The 21,780-nt window shown below is 67.1% G+C and carries 21 protein-coding genes; 15 read left to right on the forward strand and 6 right to left on the reverse strand.

Going from position 1 to position 21,780, the window contains the following annotated elements; translation table 11 throughout:
- Positions 1–114: 114 nt before the first annotated feature.
- The 3 genes from PE061_RS05770 to PE061_RS05780 form a co-directional block, all read right to left on the reverse strand.
- Entirely contained in the window at positions 115–1,971 is a 1,857-nt protein-coding gene (locus PE061_RS05770) for a hydantoinase B/oxoprolinase family protein (RefSeq protein WP_271258203.1), read from the reverse strand.
- A gap of 10 nt (positions 1,972–1,981) precedes the next feature.
- Entirely contained in the window at positions 1,982–4,030 is a 2,049-nt protein-coding gene (locus PE061_RS05775) for a hydantoinase/oxoprolinase family protein (RefSeq protein WP_271258204.1), read from the reverse strand.
- 780 nt (positions 4,031–4,810) lie between these two features.
- Positions 4,811–5,389: an HNH endonuclease gene (locus tag PE061_RS05780; protein WP_271258205.1), complete on the reverse strand. Its 579-nt coding sequence runs from the start codon at positions 5,387–5,389 to the stop codon at positions 4,811–4,813.
- A 162-nt stretch (positions 5,390–5,551) separates the two neighbouring features.
- Between PE061_RS05780 and gluQRS the strand changes: the two genes are divergently transcribed.
- The 10 genes from gluQRS (at position 5,552) to PE061_RS05830 (ending at position 13,158) form a co-directional block, all read left to right on the forward strand.
- Complete coding sequence (gene gluQRS, locus PE061_RS05785; RefSeq protein ID WP_271258206.1) at positions 5,552–6,409, forward strand: tRNA glutamyl-Q(34) synthetase GluQRS; 858 nt, start codon at positions 5,552–5,554, stop codon at positions 6,407–6,409.
- Positions 6,410–6,467: 58 nt separating this feature from the next.
- Entirely contained in the window at positions 6,468–7,418 is a 951-nt protein-coding gene (locus PE061_RS05790) for a DUF481 domain-containing protein (RefSeq protein WP_271258207.1), read from the forward strand.
- Positions 7,419–7,475: 57 nt separating this feature from the next.
- Positions 7,476–7,679, forward strand: coding sequence for an HIG1 domain-containing protein (locus PE061_RS05795; protein ID WP_271258208.1), 204 nt, complete (start codon positions 7,476–7,478; stop codon positions 7,677–7,679).
- Between the two features lie 2 nt (positions 7,680–7,681).
- Positions 7,682–8,242 (forward strand): cob(I)yrinic acid a,c-diamide adenosyltransferase, encoded by a 561-nt coding sequence (locus PE061_RS05800; protein WP_271258209.1) that lies wholly within the window; start codon positions 7,682–7,684, stop codon positions 8,240–8,242.
- A gap of 29 nt (positions 8,243–8,271) precedes the next feature.
- Positions 8,272–9,498: an ergothioneine biosynthesis protein EgtB gene (gene egtB, locus PE061_RS05805; RefSeq protein WP_271258210.1), complete on the forward strand. Its 1,227-nt coding sequence runs from the start codon at positions 8,272–8,274 to the stop codon at positions 9,496–9,498.
- Positions 9,499–9,511: 13 nt separating this feature from the next.
- Positions 9,512–10,504: an L-histidine N(alpha)-methyltransferase gene (gene egtD / locus PE061_RS05810; protein ID WP_271258211.1), complete on the forward strand. Its 993-nt coding sequence runs from the start codon at positions 9,512–9,514 to the stop codon at positions 10,502–10,504.
- A gap of 156 nt (positions 10,505–10,660) precedes the next feature.
- Positions 10,661–10,888, forward strand: coding sequence for a hypothetical protein (locus PE061_RS05815; RefSeq protein ID WP_271258212.1), 228 nt, complete (start codon positions 10,661–10,663; stop codon positions 10,886–10,888).
- Positions 10,889–10,971: 83 nt separating this feature from the next.
- Positions 10,972–11,244, forward strand: a complete 273-nt coding sequence (locus PE061_RS05820; RefSeq protein WP_271258213.1) for a hypothetical protein — start codon at positions 10,972–10,974, stop codon at positions 11,242–11,244.
- Between the two features lie 16 nt (positions 11,245–11,260).
- Positions 11,261–12,454 carry a YcaO-like family protein gene (locus PE061_RS05825; protein WP_271258214.1) on the forward strand — a complete coding sequence of 398 codons (1,194 nt, stop codon included), beginning with the start codon at positions 11,261–11,263 and terminating at the stop codon, positions 12,452–12,454.
- Positions 12,455–12,540: 86 nt separating this feature from the next.
- Positions 12,541–13,158, forward strand: coding sequence for a TfuA-like protein (locus PE061_RS05830; protein ID WP_271258215.1), 618 nt, complete (start codon positions 12,541–12,543; stop codon positions 13,156–13,158).
- On the opposite strand, the gene PE061_RS05835 is transcribed toward PE061_RS05830, so the two are convergent.
- Positions 13,130–15,079: a BTAD domain-containing putative transcriptional regulator gene (locus PE061_RS05835; protein ID WP_271258216.1), complete on the reverse strand. Its 1,950-nt coding sequence runs from the start codon at positions 15,077–15,079 to the stop codon at positions 13,130–13,132. The two genes, PE061_RS05830 and PE061_RS05835, sit on opposite strands and share 29 nt — an antisense overlap.
- Before the next feature lie 230 nt (positions 15,080–15,309).
- Here PE061_RS05835 and PE061_RS05840 point away from each other — a divergent pair, with 230 nt between their 5' ends.
- The 3 genes from PE061_RS05840 to PE061_RS05850 are packed head-to-tail and all read left to right on the forward strand — an operon-like array spanning position 15,310 to position 17,853.
- Positions 15,310–16,059, forward strand: coding sequence for an electron transfer flavoprotein subunit beta/FixA family protein (locus tag PE061_RS05840; RefSeq protein ID WP_271258217.1), 750 nt, complete (start codon positions 15,310–15,312; stop codon positions 16,057–16,059).
- Positions 16,056–16,985, forward strand: a complete 930-nt coding sequence (locus PE061_RS05845; RefSeq protein ID WP_271258218.1) for an electron transfer flavoprotein subunit alpha/FixB family protein — start codon at positions 16,056–16,058, stop codon at positions 16,983–16,985. Before PE061_RS05840 ends, PE061_RS05845 begins: the two co-directional genes overlap by 4 nt.
- Positions 16,986–16,989: 4 nt before the next feature.
- Complete coding sequence (locus tag PE061_RS05850; protein ID WP_271258219.1) at positions 16,990–17,853, forward strand: 3-hydroxybutyryl-CoA dehydrogenase; 864 nt, start codon at positions 16,990–16,992, stop codon at positions 17,851–17,853.
- Here the strand turns inward: PE061_RS05850 and PE061_RS05855 are convergent.
- The gene (locus PE061_RS05855) at positions 17,850–19,082 is read right to left on the reverse strand and encodes a NupC/NupG family nucleoside CNT transporter (RefSeq protein ID WP_271258220.1); all 1,233 of its coding nucleotides are present in this window, start codon (positions 19,080–19,082) and stop codon (positions 17,850–17,852) included. The two genes, PE061_RS05850 and PE061_RS05855, sit on opposite strands and share 4 nt — an antisense overlap.
- An 80-nt stretch (positions 19,083–19,162) precedes the next feature.
- Between PE061_RS05855 and PE061_RS05860 the strand changes: the two genes are divergently transcribed.
- A complete protein-coding gene (locus PE061_RS05860; protein ID WP_271258221.1) occupies positions 19,163–19,798 on the forward strand; it encodes a queuosine precursor transporter in 636 nt (211 codons plus the stop codon).
- On the opposite strand, the gene PE061_RS05865 is transcribed toward PE061_RS05860, so the two are convergent.
- On the reverse strand, positions 19,795–20,742 hold the full coding sequence (locus PE061_RS05865) for a cation diffusion facilitator family transporter (RefSeq protein ID WP_271258222.1): 948 nt from the start codon (positions 20,740–20,742) through the stop codon (positions 19,795–19,797). The two genes, PE061_RS05860 and PE061_RS05865, sit on opposite strands and share 4 nt — an antisense overlap.
- Positions 20,743–20,876: 134 nt before the next feature.
- Here PE061_RS05865 and argB point away from each other — a divergent pair, with 134 nt between their 5' ends.
- Positions 20,877–21,779: an acetylglutamate kinase gene (argB, locus tag PE061_RS05870; RefSeq protein ID WP_271258223.1), complete on the forward strand. Its 903-nt coding sequence runs from the start codon at positions 20,877–20,879 to the stop codon at positions 21,777–21,779.
- The last annotated feature ends 1 nt before the right edge of the window (position 21,780 follow it).

Raw genomic sequence — 21,780 nt, forward strand, 5'->3', positions numbered from 1 at the left:
CACAACCTGTCCGTCCGCCTTTGAGCGTGCCGCTGCGCCTTTGGCAGGAGACCCGCATTCAGATCCTCGCCCTACCTTTACGCAGGTATATAATGTATACACTCCAGCCTATTATTACCAGACAGGTTGGCGCGGCGCGGTCAGGCCGGTTTCAGCGAAACACGCAGCACGCAGTGTCTCGATGTCAGCGCCGAAATTGAACACACCCAGGCTCGCCGGGCGCTCGGCACGCATTCTGGTGCGCAGCACCTCGGTCGCACTGGCATCGACATTGCCATCAGCCGCTATCACAACCCCAAATCGGCGCGCGCCTTCGACGGTAACAAGACCCTGCCTGATTTCCTTCGCTATCAGTTCCGGATCACGGTCGAGCGGATCTCCCCAGCCACCGCCACCCCAAGTGATGAAATGGAGTTGATCTCCCGCCTCAACCTCAAGTCGGTCGATCTTGTTGGGAACAATAGTCTGCGTCCCGTCCGGCCTTTCGTGAATCTTGCGCGCCCGCGCACCCGGATCACCCCCGTTTACGCCCCAGGGATAGGTGAACCAGCGATCGTCATGAATCGAGACGACGCCTGAGGCGAGGAAGCGGTAGCTCATCAGAATGCCGTTGCCACCACGGTGGAGCCCGGCTCCGCCAGTGTCGGCGAGCGCCTCGTAGCGCTCGATCCGCAGCGGGAAATAGCGTTCGAGAAATTCATTGGGAACATTGGTGAAACCTGGCCACAACGAGTGGCCATCGGGCCCGTCACCGAGCGGACGGCCGGGAATGCCGCCGAAACCGATCTGGAAGAGCTGGAACCAGTTCCCTTCCGCCTCGCGGCCGGAATACATGAGGTGGGGGCTCGAAGAGAAGCCCGCGGCGTTCAGGAATTCGGGGGTACGCTGACCGAGCAGCCCACCAAGAATATCGAAGATACGCCCGAGAGCGTGCGTGCGCCCGGACAACGCTGCGGGAAACTTTGGCTTGAGCAGTGAACCTTCAGGAATCCGCACCTCAATCAAGTCGTAGAAACCATCATTGAACAATATCTGCGGATCAAAGACCATGATCATGTAAATTCCAAAGAACATTTTGAACATGTTCTCGTTAAGATAAAAGTTGATCGATGCGTTCGATTGTGGGTCGGTTCCCGCGAAATCGAGCACGACACGTTCGCCCTCGCGCCACATGGAACAGCGGATTCGATAGGGACCATAGCCAATCCCGTCGTCACAGATATAATCTTCGAATGAGACCGGCTCCTCACCTATCGAACTCTGGATCAGCGCTTTCATCGCGCGATGGTTGCGATCGAGCAATGCCTGGGTTGCAGACACATACACATCATCGCCGAAGCGATCGCATAGCTCGTTGACACGCCGTGCAGCGACGCGGCACGAGGCGATCAGCGCATTGAGATCGGCAGCGCACCAGTCGGGCTTGCGCGTCTGGTGCATGACAAGACGGACGAGATCGTCGTTGCGCTCGCCACGACGGAAAATCTTCACTGGCGGAATCCGAACGCCTTCTTCGAAGATGCTGTGCGCGTCGATCGGCATACTACCCGCGACCTTGCCGCCTATGTCGGACTGATGGCCGAACATGGCCGTCCAAGCCACCAGACGTCCGACATGAAAGACAGGCAGAAGAACCAGCCAGTCGTTGCTGTGCGAGATCGCACCCTCGCAACTATACGGATCGGACAGGAAGATCATATCTCCCTCCTCGATCGTTCCATCATAGCCCTTGAGGAAACCATCGATGAAACTGCCAAACTGGCCGACGATCATTTTACCTTGGCGATCGGCGATCAGTGGGAACGCATCCCCCTGTTCGCGGATGCCGGGAGAGATCGCGGTGCGCACCAGCGTCGCGTCCATCTCGACACGCGCATTTCGAAGCGCATTTTCAATCAGGTCGAGCGTTACCGGATCAATTGCCGTCGGAACGAAAGGAACGGAGTTTTCCTCGATGATATGGGTGGGCATGGTGCGTTCCTCAAGCGGGCGTGATCAGGAGATTGCCGAAATCATCGACCTCGGCGACATGACGGGCGTGAATGAGCGTGGTGGAATCCATCTCGACCAGGATCGCCGGCCCTTTGATGCTGTCGCCCGCCAGCAGCTTGCCGCGGTCGTAAATAATTGCAGGCTGAGCACAGCCGTCCATCCACAACATATGGTCGCGCAACTTGGCCCGTGCCGGATTACCGTCGCCGCGTTCGAGCGGACGTGCCACAAGGTCAAGCACGGGCCCCAAGGCTGCCACGCGCAGGTTTACGAGTTCGTGCTCGCTTGCCATGTTGAATGTGAACAGCCGATGATGCTCTTCATCGAAGCGCCGCGTGATCCCTGCGATGCTATCGCGCGCAAGCGTTTCGCGATCGATGGTCAGGGGTACCTCAAACGCCTGCCCCGCATAGCGCACATCTATCTCGAACTCGGTGGTGACGTCGCCCACGGCGACGCCCTCGGCGATCAGCGTCGCACGTGTCTGCTCCTGCATTTCGTCGAGCAGCGACAGGATTTCCGCTTCGCCGGTTTGACTTGCACGCTTGGAGAACGAGCGCGCGGTCTCCGTTCGCATCCGTGTCGTCGCATCTCCCAGCGCACACAACACGCCCGGGGAAATCGGTGAGACGGCGGGCCACGACTGCATCAGCGCTGCCACGGCGTTAACGTGAAGCGGCCCGGCGCCACCGAAGCCCATCAGTGCGAAATCGCGCGGATCATAGCCCTGCTGGACAGAGACCAGCCGCAGCGCGCCGAACATATTTTCGTTAACGATCGCAATGATCCCGGCGGCAGCCTCCATTAAGGGCAGATCGAGCGTATCGGCGATCTTCTGCACCGATCGCGCTGCGGCTTGGCGGTCGAGTTGAAAACTTCCACCCAACAGATTTTCGGGCAGATAGCCGAGAACGACGTTGGCATCTGTCACCGTAGGCTCGATGCCACCCTTGCCGTAGGCAACCGGGCCGGGCGCAGCACCCGCCGACTGCGGCCCGACACGCAGTGCTCCGGTCAGTTCGGGGACATAGGCGATTGATCCACCGCCTGCACCGACCGTCTTGACGTCAAGCGATGAAGCGCGGACTGACAGGTGGCCGACGTCTGTCGTGCGTACACGCCGCGGCTCCAGATTTTCGATCAATGCGACATCAGTCGAGGTCCCGCCGACATCAAGGGTCAATATGTTGCGCAGGCCGGCATTTCGCGCGACCCACAGCGCTCCTGCAACGCCGCCGGCAGGGCCCGACATTAACAGCGAGACTGGCTGTTCCTCGGCCTTTTCCGAACTCATCAAACCGCCATCCGAGCGCAGCAGCGCGGTGCGTCCCTGCATCCCCACACCGCGCAGGTTGTCGCGCAGGTTGCGGACATAGCGGCCGACCACAGGGCGCACGGAAGCGTTGGCCACAGTGGTGAGCGTGCGCTCGTATTCCTGCATCTCAGGCAAGATCTCATGGCTGAGCGACACCGGCACATCCGGCATGATTTCGCGGGCAAGCGCCCCCACCATCTGCTCGTGCCGCCCATCGACGTAGCTATTGATGAGCGCAACCGTTACGGCCTCGACACCCGAGGCCTTGAGACTTTCGAGGGTACGCCGAATCTCGGCCTCGTCGAGTGGACGGACTTCCTCGCCGTAAGCGCTGAGTCGCCCCTCAATCTCATAGGTATCCTCCAGTGCAGCAAGCGGTTCAGGCTTCGGCCAAACAATCCAACCGGCGAGACCACCCGGCACAAGGCTACGCGCAATCTGGAGAACATGGCGATATCCGCGCGTGACGACGAGCCCTACGCGCGCGCCTTTGCCTTCTAGAACAGCATTGGTAGCGACGGTGGTGCCGTGGAGCAGCACCTCGACCTGCTCCGGACTTATCCCCGCCTGACAACAGATGGCGTGAACGCCGTCTAGGATACCATGGCTGCTGTCATCAGGCGTCGAGGGGGTCTTGTGACGCCAGAAAGAGCCTGAGTCTTCGTCGAACAGAAGCAGATCGGTGAAGGTCCCCCCCACATCCACGCCCAACCGGTACCCCATCAACTCACCCCTTTTCCTGGAATATCAACCACTCTCGATCCGAGACCTCTTGCATTGTCCGAGTTCGTCAGCATCTTGTTATCGTAACGATTCCGACATCGGCCGTTTCGAAACAGGCGCCGAGTTGGCCGAGGCCTGTCACGATGCACCGGGCCCGGCGCCCAAGTTCCGCAAATTATGGACGGCATCTATTTCGTCCTCAGAAAATTCGTAGACTCTCCAGGGGGCCACCGCAGACCGACCCACAGAATCCTTCATGAGATTTGTATACAAATTTTAATGCCGCACAAGAGGAGGAAACGAATCTCCTCTCAATTTTCGGCTTCGGGGTTGGTCGAAAACTTTACGCATATAGGGACAGGCCGTTAGGAAATCCGGGCAATTTGAGCTAGTTTAAAGCCTAATCGAACTGCCCCGCCCTTTGCGTCCCTCTCTTTATAAATTCAATTTTGTATACTCTGGCAGTGCAAATACCATTTCCGCCTTGTCAGGAAGGACGAAGCTGCCACTCGAAACAAACCGCTTGATTGAAGAAGACTTTTCCTCCGAACGGCTGCTTTAGAGCGCCTGCCGAATAGGGAACTGAACCGTCCCTTGAGAGGGAATTCCGATCAACGTGTCGATTTGCCCACTCGACCAAGTGCCAATCTAAAGTTCGATTCGCAAATTATAATGATGGTGCTTTATGGAACCGGAGCGCAGCGTACTTACAGTACGTGAGCACCGGAAGCGCAGAAAGCCGCCGTTTGCAGCCCGCCATGGGCGGAATGGCGGCCGGTCCTACGCTTCGAGTTCCGTGTCCCAATAGAGGTAATCGCGCCACGTCTCATGGAGGTGGTGCGGCGGGAACGCCCGGCCGTTCACCTGCAGCTCGTGCGCGGTCGGCTGGCGCGGCGCCGAGCGCAGCGCCATGTGCGCCTCCGCCGGCGTGCGCCCGCCCTTGCGCAGGTTGCAGGGCGCGCAGGCCGTGGTGACGTTCGCCCACGTCGTGCGCCCGCCGTAGGCGCGCGGCACCACGTGATCGAAGGTGAGCTCGCCGCGCCCGCCGCAATACTGGCAGGAGAAGCGGTCGCGCAGGAACAGGTTGAAGCGCGTGAACGCCGGGTGCGCCGACGGCTTCACATAGTCCCTGAGCGCGATGACCGAGGGCAGCCGCATCGCGAAGCGCGGGCTGTGCACGACGCGGTCGTATTCGGCGACGACCGAGACCCGGTCGAGGAACGCCGCCTTGATCGCGGTCTGCCACGACCACAGGCTCAGCGGATAATAGGACAGCGGCGTGTAGTCGGCGTTCAGCACCAGCGCCGGGCAGCTCTCCGGCGAAACCGCGCGCGCATCGAGAAGTTCTGTCGTGTACATGCACCCTTTGCCCGCCTGTCCGCGGACCACCGGGGCGCTACCCGTACCCTGTCGCACGCAAGGCGGCCGCACCGGCCGTCCGCAACCTTACCGCACGCACCATACAGTGTATTGTGTGTCGCCGCTATGACACCACTTGATCTGGGGTCAGGTCAATGCACTTTGCGCGAGGCCGCACAGAATTTCAGGGGAGGGCCCGCCATAACGGTCGTCACGCGCTTCGCGCCGAGCCCCACGGGGCGGCTGCATCTCGGCCACGCCTTCTCGGCGCTCTCGGCGTTCCGCTTCGCGGAGATGCACGGCGGCCGCTTTCTGCTGCGCATCGAGGACATCGACACCGGGCGTTGCCGTCCCGAGTTCACGGACGGCATCCTCGAGGACCTCGCCTGGCTCGGCCTCGCGTGGGAAACGCCGGTGCGCCGCCAGTCCGAGCACATGGAGGACTATGCCGCGGCGCTCGCGCGGCTGAAGGCGATGGAGGTCGTCTACCCCTGCTTCTGCACGCGCGCCGACATCGCTGCGGCGGCCGCGGCCCCGCACGGCGCGCAGCCGCTCTATCCGGGCACGTGCCGGGCGCTCGACGCGGAAACGCGGGCGCGGCGCATGGCCGGGCCGCACGCCTGGCGCCTCGACGTCGGCCGCGCCGCCGCCCTCGCCGGGCCGCTTTCGTGGCACGACGCGGCGCGCGGCGAGATCGCGGCGACGCCCGGGGCCGAGGGCGATGTCGTGCTCGCGCGCAAGGACGCGGGCACCAGCTACCATCTCTCCGTCACCGTCGACGACGCCCTGCAAGGCGTCACCGACGTGGTGCGCGGCGAGGACCTGTTCCCGGCGACGCACATCCACCGGCTGCTGCAGGCGCTGCTCGGGCTACGGACGCCGCGCTACCATCATCACGCGCTGCTGACCGGCCCGGAGGGCAAGCGCCTCGCCAAGCGCGACCGCGCCGAGACATTGGCCGCGCTTCGGGCTTGGGGCATCACGCCGGAGGCCATAAAGCATCAACTCGGCTTTGCCTGACGCGGCGACTTTTGTTAGGCGGTCCCCGCCGGGGGGCGAGAAACGAGGAGATCGACACGTGTGGCGTATCGCGCTCGCCGCTCCCCTTTGCATTGCCGCCGCCGCTGCGGCTGCCCAGACGCCGCCCGCGGAGGCGCCCGAGGAAAAGCCCGCCGAGGGCGTGCTGCCCGCGCCCGTCGCCGAGATGATCCGCGCCGCGGAGCCCGGCCAACTCGACACCATCGCCGCGCTCGCCCGGCGCACGCAGCCGCAGGCGATCGCGGAGATCGACGCGCTGGTCTCGGAAATCCGCGCCGCGCACGAGGCCGAGAAGCAGCGCAGGCAGGCGCTCGCCACGCAGGGCTTCACCAACGGCTGGGAGGGCGAGGCCGCGCTCGGCGCGACCTTCACCAGCGGCAACACCGACCAGCAGGGCGCCTCCGGCAAGATCGACCTCGTGAAGCAGGGCCTGACGTGGCGGCACCGGCTGTTCGCCGAGGCCGACTTCCAGGAATCGGACGGCGCGCGCACGCGCGAGCGCTACGGCGCCTCCTATCAGGCCGACCACCGCTTCAGCCCGCGCTTCTACACCTTCGGCTTCGTCGGCTGGGAAAGCGACCGTTTCGCGGGCTTCACCCGCCGCTTCACCGAATCCGCCGGTTTCGGCTGGATCGCGGCGCAGCGCCCCCGGCTCCGGCTGGCGTTCGAAGGCGGCCCGGCGCACCGGCAGACGCGCCTCGCCTTCGACGAGCTGGAGCCGGACGCGGACCGGAGCCGCAGCGAGCTCAGCGTGCGCGGCAAGACGAACCTGCGCTGGACGGTGATCGGCGACCTCATCTTCACGGAGGACGCGGGCTTCATCGTCGGCAGCGGCAACGACACGCTGTTCGCGAACAGCGCGCTCACCACCAAGCTCGTCGGCAATCTCTCGACGCGCCTGTCGTTCGACGTGAAGCACGAAACCGATCCGCCCGACGAGCGGGTGAAGACCGACACGGTGACGCGCGCGAGCCTCGTCTACAAGTTCTGATCGCCGTTCGCACGCGGGCGCGTGACATGCGCGCCGAAACCCGTATGAGTCTCGGGCATGACCGGATTCGTCATCGTCCTCATCGTTCTCGGCGCGCTTGCGACCGCCGCGGTCCTCGTGCGCGGCGTCATCGTGATGGCGCGCGGCAAGGACATCACCGGCCGGCAGTCGAACCGGCTGATGAGCTACCGCGTGATGCTGCAGGGGCTGACCGTCGCCCTCGTCATCATCCTCATCCTGATGACCCGGAACGGCGGCTGAACATGGTGAAGCTCAACAAGATCTACACGCGCACCGGCGACGACGGCACCACCGGCCTCGTCGACGGCAGCCGCCGCGCCAAGCACGACGCGCGCGTCGCCGCCTACGGCACCGCCGACGAGGCGAACAGCGCGGTCGGCATCGCCCGGCTCCATACCGAAGGCGAGACGGACGCGATGCTGGCGCGCATCCAGAACGACCTGTTCGATCTCGGCGCGGACCTCGCGACGCCGGGCGGGATCGAGGGGGCGCTGCGCGTCACGCAGGCGCAGGTCGACCGGCTCGAGCGCGAGATCGACGCGATGAACGCCGGGCTCCAGCCGCTCAGGAGCTTCATCCTGCCCGGCGGGTCGGCGCTCGCCGCGCAGCTTCACATGGCGCGCACCATCGTCCGCCGCGCCGAGCGCATCGCCGTGGAGGCGAACGAGACGGACCCGCTCGGCGACCTGCCGATCAAATATCTGAACCGTTTGTCCGATCATTTGTTTGTGATGGCACGTCACTGCAACGACAAGGGCAGGGCCGACGTGCTCTGGGTCCCCGGCGCGAACCGGGAAGCCTGAACGCGGCCCTTCCCGAACGGGGAGGACGCATGGCTTCACGAACGGTTTCCGCGCACGGCGCGCTCCGCCGGTTCCTGCAGGACACGCGGCGGCGCAGCCTCGATCTCGCCGCCCCGCTTTCGGACGCCGATGCGAGCGCGCAGTCCATGCCGGACGCGAGTCCCGCGAAATGGCACCTCGCGCACACGACATGGTTCTTCGAGACCTTCGTGCTGACGCCGCACGCGCCGGGCTACCGCGCGTTCGATCCGGCCTTCGGCTTCCTGTTCAACAGCTACTACGAGGCGGCCGGGCCGCGCCTCCGCCGCGACCGGCGCGGAATGCTGACGCGCCCGGCGCTGGCCGAGGTCCTCGCGTGGCGCGCGCACGTCGATGCCGCGCTGGAGGACGCGCTCGATTCGCTCGCCGACGCCGCGCGGGCGCGCGTCATGCTCGGCTGCCACCACGAGCAGCAGCACCAGGAGCTGCTGCTGACGGACATATTGCACCTGTTCGCTGAAAACCCGCTCGCTCCCGTCTATGCGGCCGACGCGCCTTTCCCGGCAGCAGCGCACGATGCGGCCCACGACTGGGCGGCGCATCCGGGCGGCGTCGTGTCCATCGGCCACGCCGGAGACGGCTTCGCCTTCGATTGCGAAACCCCGCGCCACCGGGTGCTGCTCGAACCCTTCGCGCTCGGTTCGCGGCTGGTGACGAACGCCGAATGGACCGCGTTCATCGACGACGGCGGCTACCGCACGCCGACGCTCTGGCTTTCGGACGGCTGGGCGTGGGCGGAGCGCGAAGACATTCGCGCACCGCTCTACTGGCGGCGGGAAGACGGCGGCTGGTCCGCGATGACGCTCCGCGGCCGGATGCCCGTCGATCCCGCCGCGCCTGCGACCCATGTCGGCTATTTCGAGGCCGATGCCTTCGCGCGCTGGGCCGGCGCGCGCCTGCCGCGCGAGGCGGAATGGGAGGCGATGGCGGCAATGGCGGCAGTGGCAACAGGGGCGGCGGCGGAAACGCCCGCGCTCTCGCAGATGGACGGCGCCTGCTGGCAATGGACGCAAAGTGCCTACGCCGCCTACCCCCGCTTCCGCCCGGCGGCGGGCGCCGTCGGCGAGTACAACGGCAAGTTCATGTGCGGGCAGTTCGTGCTGAAAGGATCGTCGTGCGTGACGCCCGCCGGCCACAGCCGCCCCGGCTACCGCAACTTCTTCTATCCCCGCCAGCGCTGGCAGTTCACCAGCGTGCGGCTGGCGAAGGACATCTAGGAACGGACCCGTCATGACGTCAGATGCCGAAACCCTGCCCCCGGAAACTTCGCCCGCATCGCCTTCTCCCGCAGCCGATTTCGCCGACGCCGTGGTGCGGGGCCTGTCGCAGCCCCGCAAGGTGATCCCCGCGCGCTACCTCTACGACCGGCGCGGCTCCGAGCTCTTCGAGGCAATCACCGCGCTTCCCGAATATTATCCGACCCGCACCGAGACCGGCCTTCTGGACGCGCACGCGTCGGAGATCGGCCGGATCGCGGGGACCGGCAAGGTGGTCGTCGAATTCGGCTCGGGCTCCTCGACGAAAACCCCCGTCTTCGTGAAAGCCGCCCGCGCCGCCGCCTACGTGCCGATCGACATTTCCGAAGGTTTCCTGCGCGACGCCGCGACCCGGCTGTCGCGCCTGCTGCCGGGTCTCGACATCCTGCCGGTCGCGGCGGACTTCGCGAAGCCGATCGCGCTCCCGGGTGCGGTCGAGGGCCGCCCGATGATCGGCTTCTTTCCCGGCTCCACCATCGGCAACTTCGCGCACGCCGCCGCCGTCGACCTGCTGCGCGCCTTCCGCGCCACGCTCGGCGCGGACCCGTGGCTCGCCATCGGCATCGACCTGCGCAAGAACCCGCGCCTGATCGAGGCGGCATACGACGATTCCGCGGGCGTGACCGCCGCGTTCAACCTGAACCTGCTCGCGCGCATCAACCGCGAGCTCGGCGGCGACATACCGCTCGGCGCCTTCGAGCACCGCGCGGTGTGGAACGACGATGCGGGGCGCATCGAGATGCACCTCGCCGCGGCGCGCGACGTGCGCTTTCACGCCGCGGGCGGCAGCTTCAGCCTCCGCGAGGGCGAGACGATCCACACCGAGAACAGCCACAAGTACACGATCGAGGAGGCGCGCCTGCTCGCCCGCGCCGCCGGGTGGCGGCCCGTCCGCTGGTGGATCGACGCGCGCGGCCTGTTCAGCCTGCACCTGTGGCGCGGCGGTGCGGACGCGATGGAGCCGTGACGCGCGATTTCGCGCGATTTGACGATGATCTGACGGAGCGTTCGCGGGGCGGCTGACGCTGGCGGCCTAGAAGGGCGTGTGTCGGCGGTGGTGGTCGCAGCCGCTGCCGGCACGGAATTCTTCTTTAAAAGCCCTCGTCTTCGAAAGCCCCGTTCCATGCCGTCCGATCTCAAGCGCATCCTCCTCGCCGCCGCGCTCGCCGCCGCCGCGTTCAACGCCACCGCGCCCGCGAAGCGCGCGCCCGACATGCCCGGCGCGCCGCCGGTCGCCGCCGCCGCGGACTCGGCCCGGCCGATCGTCGTCGCCGAACACCGGCCGAGCCGGATTCGCATCGGGCGGTGCGGCGAGGACGGGCTGCCGTTTGCCAATCTTCTGGAAATATGACGTTCACCGTCTTTGTCTCTGGCGCTTTTCCCGTGCCGGACGTAGGCAAGGCGCACTGAATCCATCAGGCAGGAGGCAGACACATGGCGACTCCCCCAACGATTACACGCGTTCAGCTCGGCGGTTCCAGCGACCCGACCTTCGTCATCAAGGACGGCGAGACCTATTACGTCACCCAGTCGGTCGCCACCTACGATCTCAAGCAGGCGAAGTCCGATCAGGAGAAGGCGGACGTCGAGGCGCTGATCCGCATCTTCGAAGCCGCGAAGAAGGCGGGCGATTCGGTCGAGGCCGTGAAGCTGCCGAAATCCAACAACGTGATGTCCTTCCAGCAGACCTGGTTCGGCAACCGCTAGACCGGAACGCCGGCTTGTGACGCAGGGTGACGCTGCCGAAGCCCGGCGGCGGACGGCTCTTCATGGCTGCACCGCACCGGCGCCCGCGTGGCTGCCGCTGGTGCCGCCGTCCGACCGCTGGCGCGCGGTCGACGCCGCCGCGTTGCTGTCGCGTCTCGGCCCGGCGCTCGACTGGGCGGGCGTCACCCGGATCGGCGAGGTGACGCATCTCGACCGCATCGGCCTTCCTGTGTTTCAGGCGGTGCGCCCGATGAGCCGGTCGCTCGCCGTGCATCAGGGCAAGGGGCGGTGCGAGGCCGACGCGCGTATATCCGCCGCGATGGAGGCGATCGAGGGGGCCTGCGCGGAATCCGTGCAGGCGGACGGGCCGCTGTGCCGCTACGACGCCCTTGCCGAAGACGCCCGCCTGCCCCGCTTCCTCGATTACGGCGAAGTGCGGCCGAGCCAGTCGGGCTGGGCGGACGCCCCCGTCCGCTGGCACGCGGCGGAGCGCTTCCCGGAGGGCGGTCGCGTGTTCGTGCCCTTCGACACGGTCTCGGTGGATTTCACCTTCGAGGGCGACAGCCCGTTCGCGCGGTCCAGCCTCGGCCTCGGCGCGGGGGCGAGCCTCGAGGACGCCACCGTCGCCGCGCTTCTGGAGCGGATCGAGCGCGACGCGCAGGCGTACTGGCTGAAAAGCGGCATGGCCGGGCAGGCGCGGGCGCGCGTCGATCTGCTGACGATCGAGGCGCCGTGGTTCCGCGCGCTCGCGGAGCATCTCGCCCGTCTCGGCATCGCCGTCGCCGTCTACGTGGTGGAGGGCGCCGGGCGGCTGCCCGTCGTCATGTGCCGTCTCGACGATCCGGGCTATGCGCCCTCGTTCCTCGGCGCCGCCTGCCGCCCCGATCCCGACGACGCGCTGTTCCGCGCCTTCGCCGAGGCGGCGCAGTCGCGCCTCACCATCATCAGCGGCGCGCGCGACGACATCGCGCCGGAGGAGCCGACCGAGGCCGGGCACCGCGCGCTCGGCGCGCCGACCGGCACGAGCACGGACTGGCGCCGCGTCCGCGACGCCTATTCCGAACGCCCGTCGCTCGACACGCTATGCGCGCGCCTCGCGCAGGACGGCGTGCGCGACATGGTGCGCTGCGACCTCTCCCCGCCCCGCAGCGACGTCCATGTCGTCCGGCTATGGATGCCGGACATGCTGGGCTCCGAACAATGCCTCTAAGTGTATACATCGGCCCGACCCTCCCCCCCGCAAATCGCCCCGCCGCCGACAACATCGTCTACTTCCCCCCGGCAAGCGCCGGAGACATGCTGGCACTGGCAAAGCAGCCGCCACACCGCGTCCTCCTCATCGACGGCATCTTCGAGGCCGCAAGAGCACCGTGGCACAAGGAGATTCTCGTCCTCCTCGCCGAAGGCTTCGACGTCTGGGGCGCCGCCAGTCTCGGCGCGCTCCGCGCCGCCGAGCTGCACCGCTTCGGGATGCGCCCCGAAGGCGCCATCGCGCGGAGCTATGCTGCCGGCCGCATCGTCGGCGACGACGAGGTCGCCGTGGCCCACGCCCCGGCGGCGCTCGGCCACCGGGCGCTTTCGCTGGCGCAGGTCGATGTCCGTGCGACCCTCGCCGCCGCGCTCCGCGCCCGCGTGCTGACCGGAGACGAAGCCCGCCGCCTGCGCGCCGCATCGCACGCGATCTTCTTCAAGGACCGCACGATGCCCGCGCTGCAGTCCGCCGCCGCGGGCTTGCTGCCGCCGGACCGCGCGGCGCGTTTCACCGCGTGGCTGCCCACCGGCTTCGTCTCGCAGAAGGCCCGCGACGCGCAGGCCGCCATCGCCGCCGCGCTCGCCGCGCCGTTCGTGCCCTGCCGCCGCCCGCTGCCGCCCGAGACGCTGTTCCTCAAGCGGCTTCGGGATGAGCGTTCCTGAGCACGGGCCCCAGATACGAGAAGAACAGCGACCAGTGCTCGGCCTTCCGGAACGGCAGGTGCGCGCGCAGCCACGAGACCATGTCGCCGTCCGTCATCGGCGCGTCGGGCGACCAGATCGCCGCGATGCGCCGCCGCCACGCCGCCGCCATCGCCGGGCCCGCCGGGTGCCCGACCGCGCAGCTCGCCAGCACGCCGTAGAGGTCGGCGAACAGCGTCGGCTCCACGATCAGGTCGAAATAGGCGACCGCCTCGTCGGGCTTCCGCTGCATCAGCCTCAGGAAGCCGAGGTCCTCGAAGAAATTATCGTTGGGCAGCGGATCGAGATCGAGGCAGCGTTGCAGATAGTCGCCGCCCTTCGCGTGCTCGCCGAGGAAGATGAGGCCGAACGCCGCTTCCTTGATCCGTTCCGAATGATAGGGGTTCAGCTCCACCGCCTTTTCGAAATGCGCGTATGCGGCATCCCACCCGCCGCGCCAGAGCTGGCACCAGCCCATCACCGTGTAGCCGTGGATATGGCCGCGATCGAGCGACAGCGAGGTCTTGGCGAGTTCGAAGGCGCGCACGCGGTTCGGCGCGGGGTCCACGCCGGCGACCTTGTAGAAATAGTTGGTGTTGTAGAGCCGGATGAGATGCGGATAGGCGACGGCGAGTTCAGGCGCGTCGGCGATCACGCCTTCCAGCAGCCGTGCGGCCTCCTTCGCCTCCGCGAGCGTCGATGCCGTGCGGGCGCGGTGGCGGGCGACGAGGTAGCGGTCGTAGACGGCGCTCGGCTGCGCGCGCGGCACGGCGTCGCGCTCGACGCGCGGCGTCACCGCGCCGATGATCCGGTCCACCATCGCGTCGATGGCTTCCTGGAGATCATGAATCTCGATCGACACGGGATTCGACCAGACGACCGAACGATCCGACAGGCGCGTCAGCACCGGCGTCACCCGCATGTGCGAGCCTGACTGCCGGAGCGTCGCGGTGAGAGCGTAGGCGATCGTTCCCGCGCCGAACATCGGCACCTCGTCCGACGAGGGCATACGGTCCTCCACCAGCACGCGCAGGTCCTTGAAGCGGGAGAGACCGGACAGCACCTCCTCGCGCACGCCGTCCGCGAGATGCAGCAGGCTGCCCGCGAAGCCGGTTTCGACGAACGGGCACACCAGCAGCAGCGGCGGCCCGTCATGCGCGGGGAGCGCCGGAAGCACGGGCGCGGCCGGGGCCACCGGCTCGATCGCCGCCGTCACCGGCATGCCAGCGACCGCGGCGAGCGCCTCGAGCGCGGCGGCGCCGGGCACGGTGCCCAGCTCGGCGGCGAGATAGTCGCGCAGCTTCTGGAAGCGGCGATGGGCGATCGGCGCCGCGCCGCGCATCGCATCGGCGCGCATGGCGAGAACAGTGACCTCCTCGTCGCCCGGATCGCGCAGCAGATAATGGTCGGCGATGCGCCGTGCCGATTCGGCGTCGCCGGTTTCGATGGCGCCCGCGAGACCGCGCCGTGCAGCATCGGCGAGCCGCGCGTCGAAATCGGCGCGCGCCAGCATGAGCCATTCGTCATACTCGTCGCTGACGAACAGCCCGCCGAGCAGCTGTTCCCGCCCCGCCGCCTCGATCGCGTCGGCGATGCTTGCGGGCGGCCCCGCGATCGCGGCCTCGATGTCGGCGACATCGCTCACCCACCCGCCATTCAGCGAGACGCTTTCCCGGTCCGAGGACAGGATGTCGACGCCGCTCGCCGCGCCGGCGCTGCGCACTTCGAGCAGGCATTGCCGCAGGCTGCCGCGCGCCTGCGCCTCGCCGCGATCCCCCCAGAAGAGGTCGGCGAGCCGGGCGCGCGGCGCTATGTACCCGCGCGAGAGGGCGAGATAGGCGACAAGCGCGCGGGCGCGTTTGGAGCGCGGCGTGACATCCGTGCCGCCGACGCTGAACCGCACCTCTCCCAAGAGCTGCAAACGCAAATGCGCGCCACCGCCGCCTGGCGATGTCTCCCTGTTCACGACCGACCCCGACTGCTTCTTTTTTAGAGTTGCACCATTCTGGCACGCGAATTCTTCACGTCAAACGGTGAGTTGCGCGCCTTGGGCGTTGACACGCCCGCCCTGTTGACGCAGGTCGTCGCGCGATCCGGTTCCATGAGGCCGGGCCAGCTTTCCGGAGGATGCGCATGAAGGTCCTGGTGCCCGTGAAGCGGGTGATTGATTACAACGTGAAGGCTCGGGTGAAGTCCGACCAGTCGGGCGTCGAGCTTGCCAACGTCAAGATGAGCATGAACCCCTTTGACGAGATCGCCGTCGAGGAGGCGATCCGCCTGAAGGAGAAGGGCGCGGCGACCGAGATCGTCGTGGTTTCCATCGGCGTCCAGCAATGCCAGGAGACGCTCCGCACGGCGCTCGCGATGGGCGCCGACCGCGGCATCCTCGTCACCACCGACGTCGCCACCGAGCCGCTCGCGGTCGCCAAGATCCTCGCGAAGATCGCCGAGGCGGAAGGCCCCGGCCTCATCATCCTCGGCAAGCAGGCGATCGACGACGACGCCAACCAGACCGGCCAGATGCTCGCCGCGCTGCTCGGCTGGGCGCAGGGCACCTTCGCCTCCAAGGTCGAGATCGCGGGCGACAAGGTGAACGTGACGCGCGAGGTCGACGGCGGCCTCGAGACGCTGAGCCTGAAGGCCCCGGCGATCATCACCACCGACCTTCGCCTCAATGAGCCGCGCTACGCGTCGCTGCCGAACATCATGAAGGCGAAGTCCAAGCCCATCGACAGCAAGACGCCCGCCGACTACGGCGTCGACGTCACCCCACGCCTGAAGACGCTGAAAGTCACCGAGCCGCCCAAGCGGCAGGCGGGCATCAAGGTCGATTCGGTCGACGCCCTTGTCGGCAAACTCAAGGAAATGGGAGCGATCGCATGAGCGTCCTCGTCCTCGCTGAACACGACAACGCCTCGATCAAGGACGCGACGCGTGTCGCCGTGACCGCCGCGACGAAGCTCGGCGGCGACGTGCACGTGCTCGTCGCCGGACAGGGCGCGCAGGGCGCCGCCGATGCCGCCGCGAAGATCGCGGGCGTCGCCAAGGTGCTGCTCGCCGACGACGCGGCCTATGCCAACGGCCTTGCCGAGAACGTCGCGCCGCTCATCGAAGGCCTGATGGCGAACTACGACGCGCTCGTCGCCCCCGCCACGACATCGGCCAAGAACATCGCGCCGCGCGTCGCCGCGAAGCTCGACAGCCAGCAGATCTCCGAGATCACCGGCATCGTCGACGCAAACACGTTCGAGCGGCCGATCTATGCCGGCAACGCCATCGCCACCGTGCAGTCGGGCGATGCGAAGAAGGTGATCACCGTGCGCGGCACCGCCTTCGAGAAGGCCGGCGACGGCGGCTCGGCGAGCATCGAGACGGTCGCGGGCGCGGGCGATGCGGGGCTTTCGAGCTTCGTCGGCGCCGAGATCGCCAAGCTGGAGCGCCCGGAGCTGACCGCCGCGAAGATCATCGTGTCGGGCGGCCGTGCGCTGAAGGACAGCGAGACGTTCCAGCAGGTCATCTTCCCGCTCGCCGACAAGCTCGGCGCGGCGGTCGGCGCCAGCCGCGCCGCCGTCGACGCGGGCTACGTGCCGAACGACTATCAGGTCGGCCAGACCGGCAAGATCGTCGCGCCGGAAGTCTACTTCGCCATCGGCATCTCGGGCGCCATCCAGCACCTCGCCGGCATGAAGGACTCAAAGATCATCGTCGCCATCAACAAGGACGAGGACGCCCCGATCTTCCAGGTCGCGGACCTCGGCCTCGTCGGCGACCTCTTCAACATCGTGCCCGAACTCACGCAGAAGGTCTGAGCTCATGAAATCGGTCGGCGTCATCGGCTCTGGCCTGATGGGCAACGGCATCGCGCATGTCTCCGCGCTCGCCGGCTTCGACGTCATCCTTTCGGATGTCGAGCTGGCACGCGCCGAGGCCGGCAAGGCGGTGATCGAGAAGAACCTCGGCCGCGCCGTCGCCAAGGGCACGATGCAAGTCGATGAAGTGGAGGCCACGCTCGCGCGCATCCGCCTGACCACCGACCCCGCCGATTTCGGGACTTGCGACCTCGTGATCGAGGCTGCGACGGAGAACGAGAGCGTCAAGAAGGCGATCTTCAAGGGCCTCGCCCTGAAGGACACCGCGCTCCTCGCCTCCAACACCTCGTCGATCTCGATCACGCGGCTGGCGGCGGCGACGGACCGGCCGGACCGCTTCGTCGGCCTGCATTTCTTCAACCCCGTGCCGGTGATGAAGCTCGTGGAGATCATCCGCGGCCTCGCCACCTCGGACGCCACCACGGCGGCGATGCACGATTTCTGCAAGGCGATCGGTAAGACCACGGTCGAGGCGCTCGACAGCCCGGCGTTCATCGTCAACCGCGTGCTGTGCCCGATGCTGAACGAGGCGATCTTCGCGCTCGGCGAGGGCGTCGGCTCGGTGGTGGACATCGACCAGGGGATGCGGCTCGGCGCCAATCACCCGATGGGCCCGCTGACGCTCGCCGATTTCGTCGGCCTCGACACGCTGCTCAGCGTCATGCACGTGATGCAGGAGGCGACCGGCGATCCCAAGTATCGCCCTGCGCCGCTGCTGGTGAAGTACGTCGAGGCCGGCTGGTACGGCCGGAAGTCCGGCAAGGGCTTCTACGACTATTCGGGCGAGGCGCCGGTTCCCACCCGCTAAACGGAAAGCAGCAGGCCCGCGAGGGCCGCGCTCATCAGGTTCGCAAGGCTGCCCGCGACGAGCGCCTTGATGCCGAGCTTCGCGATCATCGGACGCTGGCTCGGCGCGAGGCTGCCCGTCACCGCCATCTGGATCGCGATCGAGCTGAAGTTGGCGAAACCGCAGAGCGCGAAGGTGACGATCGCCACGGTCGCGGGTGACAATGCTGCCTGCTGCGCGCTGAGATCGATGTAGGCGACGAATTCGTTGAGGACGACCTTGGTGCCGAAGAGGCCGCCCGCGATCCCGGCTTCGTCCCACGGCACGCCGAGCAGGTACATCACCGGCGCGAACACGTGGCCGATGAGCTGCTGGAAGGTGAGCCCCTCCAGCCCGAACCAGTTGCCGACGCCCGAAAGCAGCCCGTTCGCGAGCGCGACCAGCGCCACGAACGCCAGCACCATCGCGCCCACCGCGACCGCGAGCTTCACGCCGGTCTGCGCGCCCTGCGCCGCCGCCATGATGATGTTCGCGGGCTTTTCCTCATCATGATCCGAAATCTCCACCACCTCGCCGTGCGTGCGCGCGAGATCGGCGGGATCGTCGGGCATGATGAGCTTCGCCATCAATATGCCGCCCGGCGCCGCCATGAAGCTCGCCGCGAGCAGGTAGTCGATGCTGATGCCCATCGACGCATAGGCGGCAAGGATCGTGCCCGCGACGCCCGCCATGCCGGACGACATCACGGCGAAGAGCTGCGCGGGGCTGAGTCCGGCGAGATAGGGGCGGATGACGAGCGGCGATTCGCTCTGGCCGACGAAGATGTTCGACGCCGCGCACAGCGATTCGACCTTACTGATGCCGGTGATCCTTTCGAGCGCACCGCCGATCCAGCGGATGACGAGCTGCATCACGCCGAGGTGATAGAGGATGGCGATGAGCGCGGCGAAGAAGATGATCGTCGGCAGCGCCTGAAAGGCGAAGCTCTGCCCGAGCGGATCGCCGAGCAGCCTGCCGAACAGGAATTCCGAGCCCGCCCGCGCATAGCCGAGAAGCTCGCCGACGCCCGAGGACAGCCATGCCAGCGCGCGCCGCCCGGCGGGCACATAGAGCACGAGAACGGCGATTCCGGCCTGAAGCGCGAACGCCGCGCCGACGACGCGCAGGCGGATGGCACCCCGGTTCGAGGACAGCAGAACGGCGATGGCGAGGATGAGCGCAATGCCGCCGAGGCCGATCAGTATCCGCATTGTCCCCCCGGCGAAGATTGGCTCCAGACGGCCAAGCTATATATCTTTCTCGGGCCGCGAAAAGCCGTTAGCAACGGGCGATGACGACCGCCGCCATGCCGCTTTCCCGCTCGCTCTTCGTCCTCTCGATCCTCTACGGCGGCATGACCTGCATCGCCGGCATCCTCGGCAACAAGCAGGTGGCGCTGGGGCCGCTCGCGGTCGAGGCGGGCATCTTCGCCTTCCTGCTGCTCGTGGTGCTGTCGAGCGCGGTCGCCGAGCTTCACGGCCGCGAGACGGCGAACCGGCTGGTGCTGCTCGGTTTCCTGCCGCTTCTGGTGTCGATGCTGCTGATCCTCGCCGTGCTCGCGCTTCCCGCCGCGCCCGCGATGGACCCGGAGCGGCTGGCCGGATTCCAGCTCGTGCTGGCGCAGAGCCCACGCCTGATGGGCGCGGGGATCGTCGCCTACGGCATCTCGCAGCTTCTGAACGTCGGCGTGTTCAGCCTGCTGCGGCGCGAGGGCGGGCTCCTCTGGCTGCGCGGCGCGCTCGCCAGCGTGCTCTCGCAGATCGTCGACACGCTGATCTTCATCACGCTCGCCTTCTACGGCGTCTTCCCGATCCTCGATCTGATGATCGGCCAGATGCTGACGAAGGTGGTGCTGTCGGTCGTGCTGGTGCCGCCGCTGATCCAAGGCTTCGTGGCGCTCGGCCGGAAGCTCGACGCGCGCGCTTAATGGCAGACGGGCGCGTGATCGCCGTCCTCGATCTCCACGGTGGCGTGATCGACGTGGAAGCGCGTCTTGAGGCGCTCCCGGATCGCGGTCTTGACCAGAGCGGGTGAGGCGTCGGCGCGGATACGGGCGTGGAGCGTCGCCATCGGCCGCTCCTCGCTGATCGACCAGACATGGATGTGGTGGACGCTTTCGACGCCGTCGACATTGGCGGCGAGATCGGCGGCAACCGTGTCCGCCTCCATGCCGCTCGGCGCGCCTTCGAGAAGGATATGCGCGGAATCGCGCGTGACGGCCCACGCGCTCCTGAGGATGATGAGCGCGACGAACACCGACAGCAGCGGGTCGGCCGCCGTCCAGCCGGTCCGCATGATGATGAGCGCGGCGGCGATGGTGCCCACCGAGCCGAGCAGATCGCCCGCGACATGCGCGAGCGCGCCGCGGATGTTGAGATTGCTGCGGTCCGCACCCAGCAGCATCCAGAAGGCGAGAATATTGACGAAAAGGCCGAGCACCGCGACCGAGAGCATCGTCGGCGCCGCGATCGGCGGCGGGGCTTGCAGCCGCTCCGCCGCTTCCCAGAGGATGACCGCCGCGATCACGAACAGGCTGAGCCCGTTCACGAACGCCACCAGCACCGAGAAGCGGTCGAAACCGTAGGTCCGCCGCCAGTCGGCGGGGCGGCCCGCGAGGTGGAAGCCGAACCATGCCAGCGCGAGCGCGGCGAAATCGGTGAGCATGTGGCCCGCGTCGGCGAGCAGCGCCAGCGAGCCCGACACGACGCCGCCGACCACCTCGGCGAACATGAAGCTGCCCGTGAGCAGAGCGGCGAGGCCGACGCGCCGCTGGTTGCCCGCGCCGACCTTCGGCGCATGAGAATGGCCGGGACCGTGATCGTGGCCGTGATCATGCCCGCGATGGTCGTGGTGATCGTGATCGCCGCCCATAGGCCGCCTATGCCCCCGTATACGCTCTTATGTCAATAAAAACAGAATGTTATGAGATAACACGCTCCGCGCTCTTTCCCTTTCGCGCCGAGCCTTTATAGCGGCGCACGATGACGCCTGAGGAGTCCTGCCGAATGTCCGCCGACCACACGCCCGATCCGGCCATGCTCGCCAAGGCCGAAACGCTGACCGAGGCGCTGCCGTTCATCCAGAAATACGTGGGGCGCACCTTCGTGGTGAAATACGGCGGCCACGCGATGGGGGACCCCGAACGCGCGATCGACTTCGCCGAGGACGTGGTGCTGCTGAAGGCGATCGGCATCAACCCGATCGTCGTGCACGGCGGCGGGCCGCAGATCGGCACCATGCTCGGGCGGCTCGGCATCAAGTCGGAGTTCGTCGACGGCCTTCGCGTCACCGACGCCGCCACCGCCGAGGTCGCCGAAATGGTGCTGGCGGGGGCCATCAACAAGGACCTCGTGAGCTGGATCGGCCGCGCAGGCGGCACCGCCGTCGGCATTTCCGGCAAGGACGCCCGGCTCGTGACGGCGCGCAAGCTGACACGGACGGCGCGCGACCCGGACAGCGCCATCGAGCGCATCGTCGATCTCGGCTTCGTCGGCGAGCCGGTCGCGGTGAACGCCAAGATCCTCGACCTGATGACGCGCTCCGACGTCATCCCCGTCGTCGCGCCGATCGCCGAGGACGCCGAAGGCCACACGTACAACATCAACGCCGACACGATGGCGGGCGCGATCGCGAGCGCCGTGGGCGCGGCGCGGCTGATGCTGCTGACCGACGTTCCGGGCGTGCTCGCCAAGGACAGGTCGCTGCTCTCCGACCTCTCCCCGGGCCGTATCGAGGAACTGATCGCCGACGGCACGATTTCGGGCGGCATGATCCCGAAGCTCGAGACCTGCCTCGCCGCGGTGACGGGCGGCGTCGAGGCCGCGGTCATTCTTGACGGCCGCGTGCCGCACGCGCTGCTGCTGGAGATCTTCACGCGCAAGGGCGCGGGCACGCTCGTTCGCGCCTAAA

Origin of the sequence: Sphingosinicella microcystinivorans (assembly GCF_027941835.1) — a bacterium.
GTDB lineage: Bacteria > Pseudomonadota > Alphaproteobacteria > Sphingomonadales > Sphingomonadaceae > Sphingosinicella.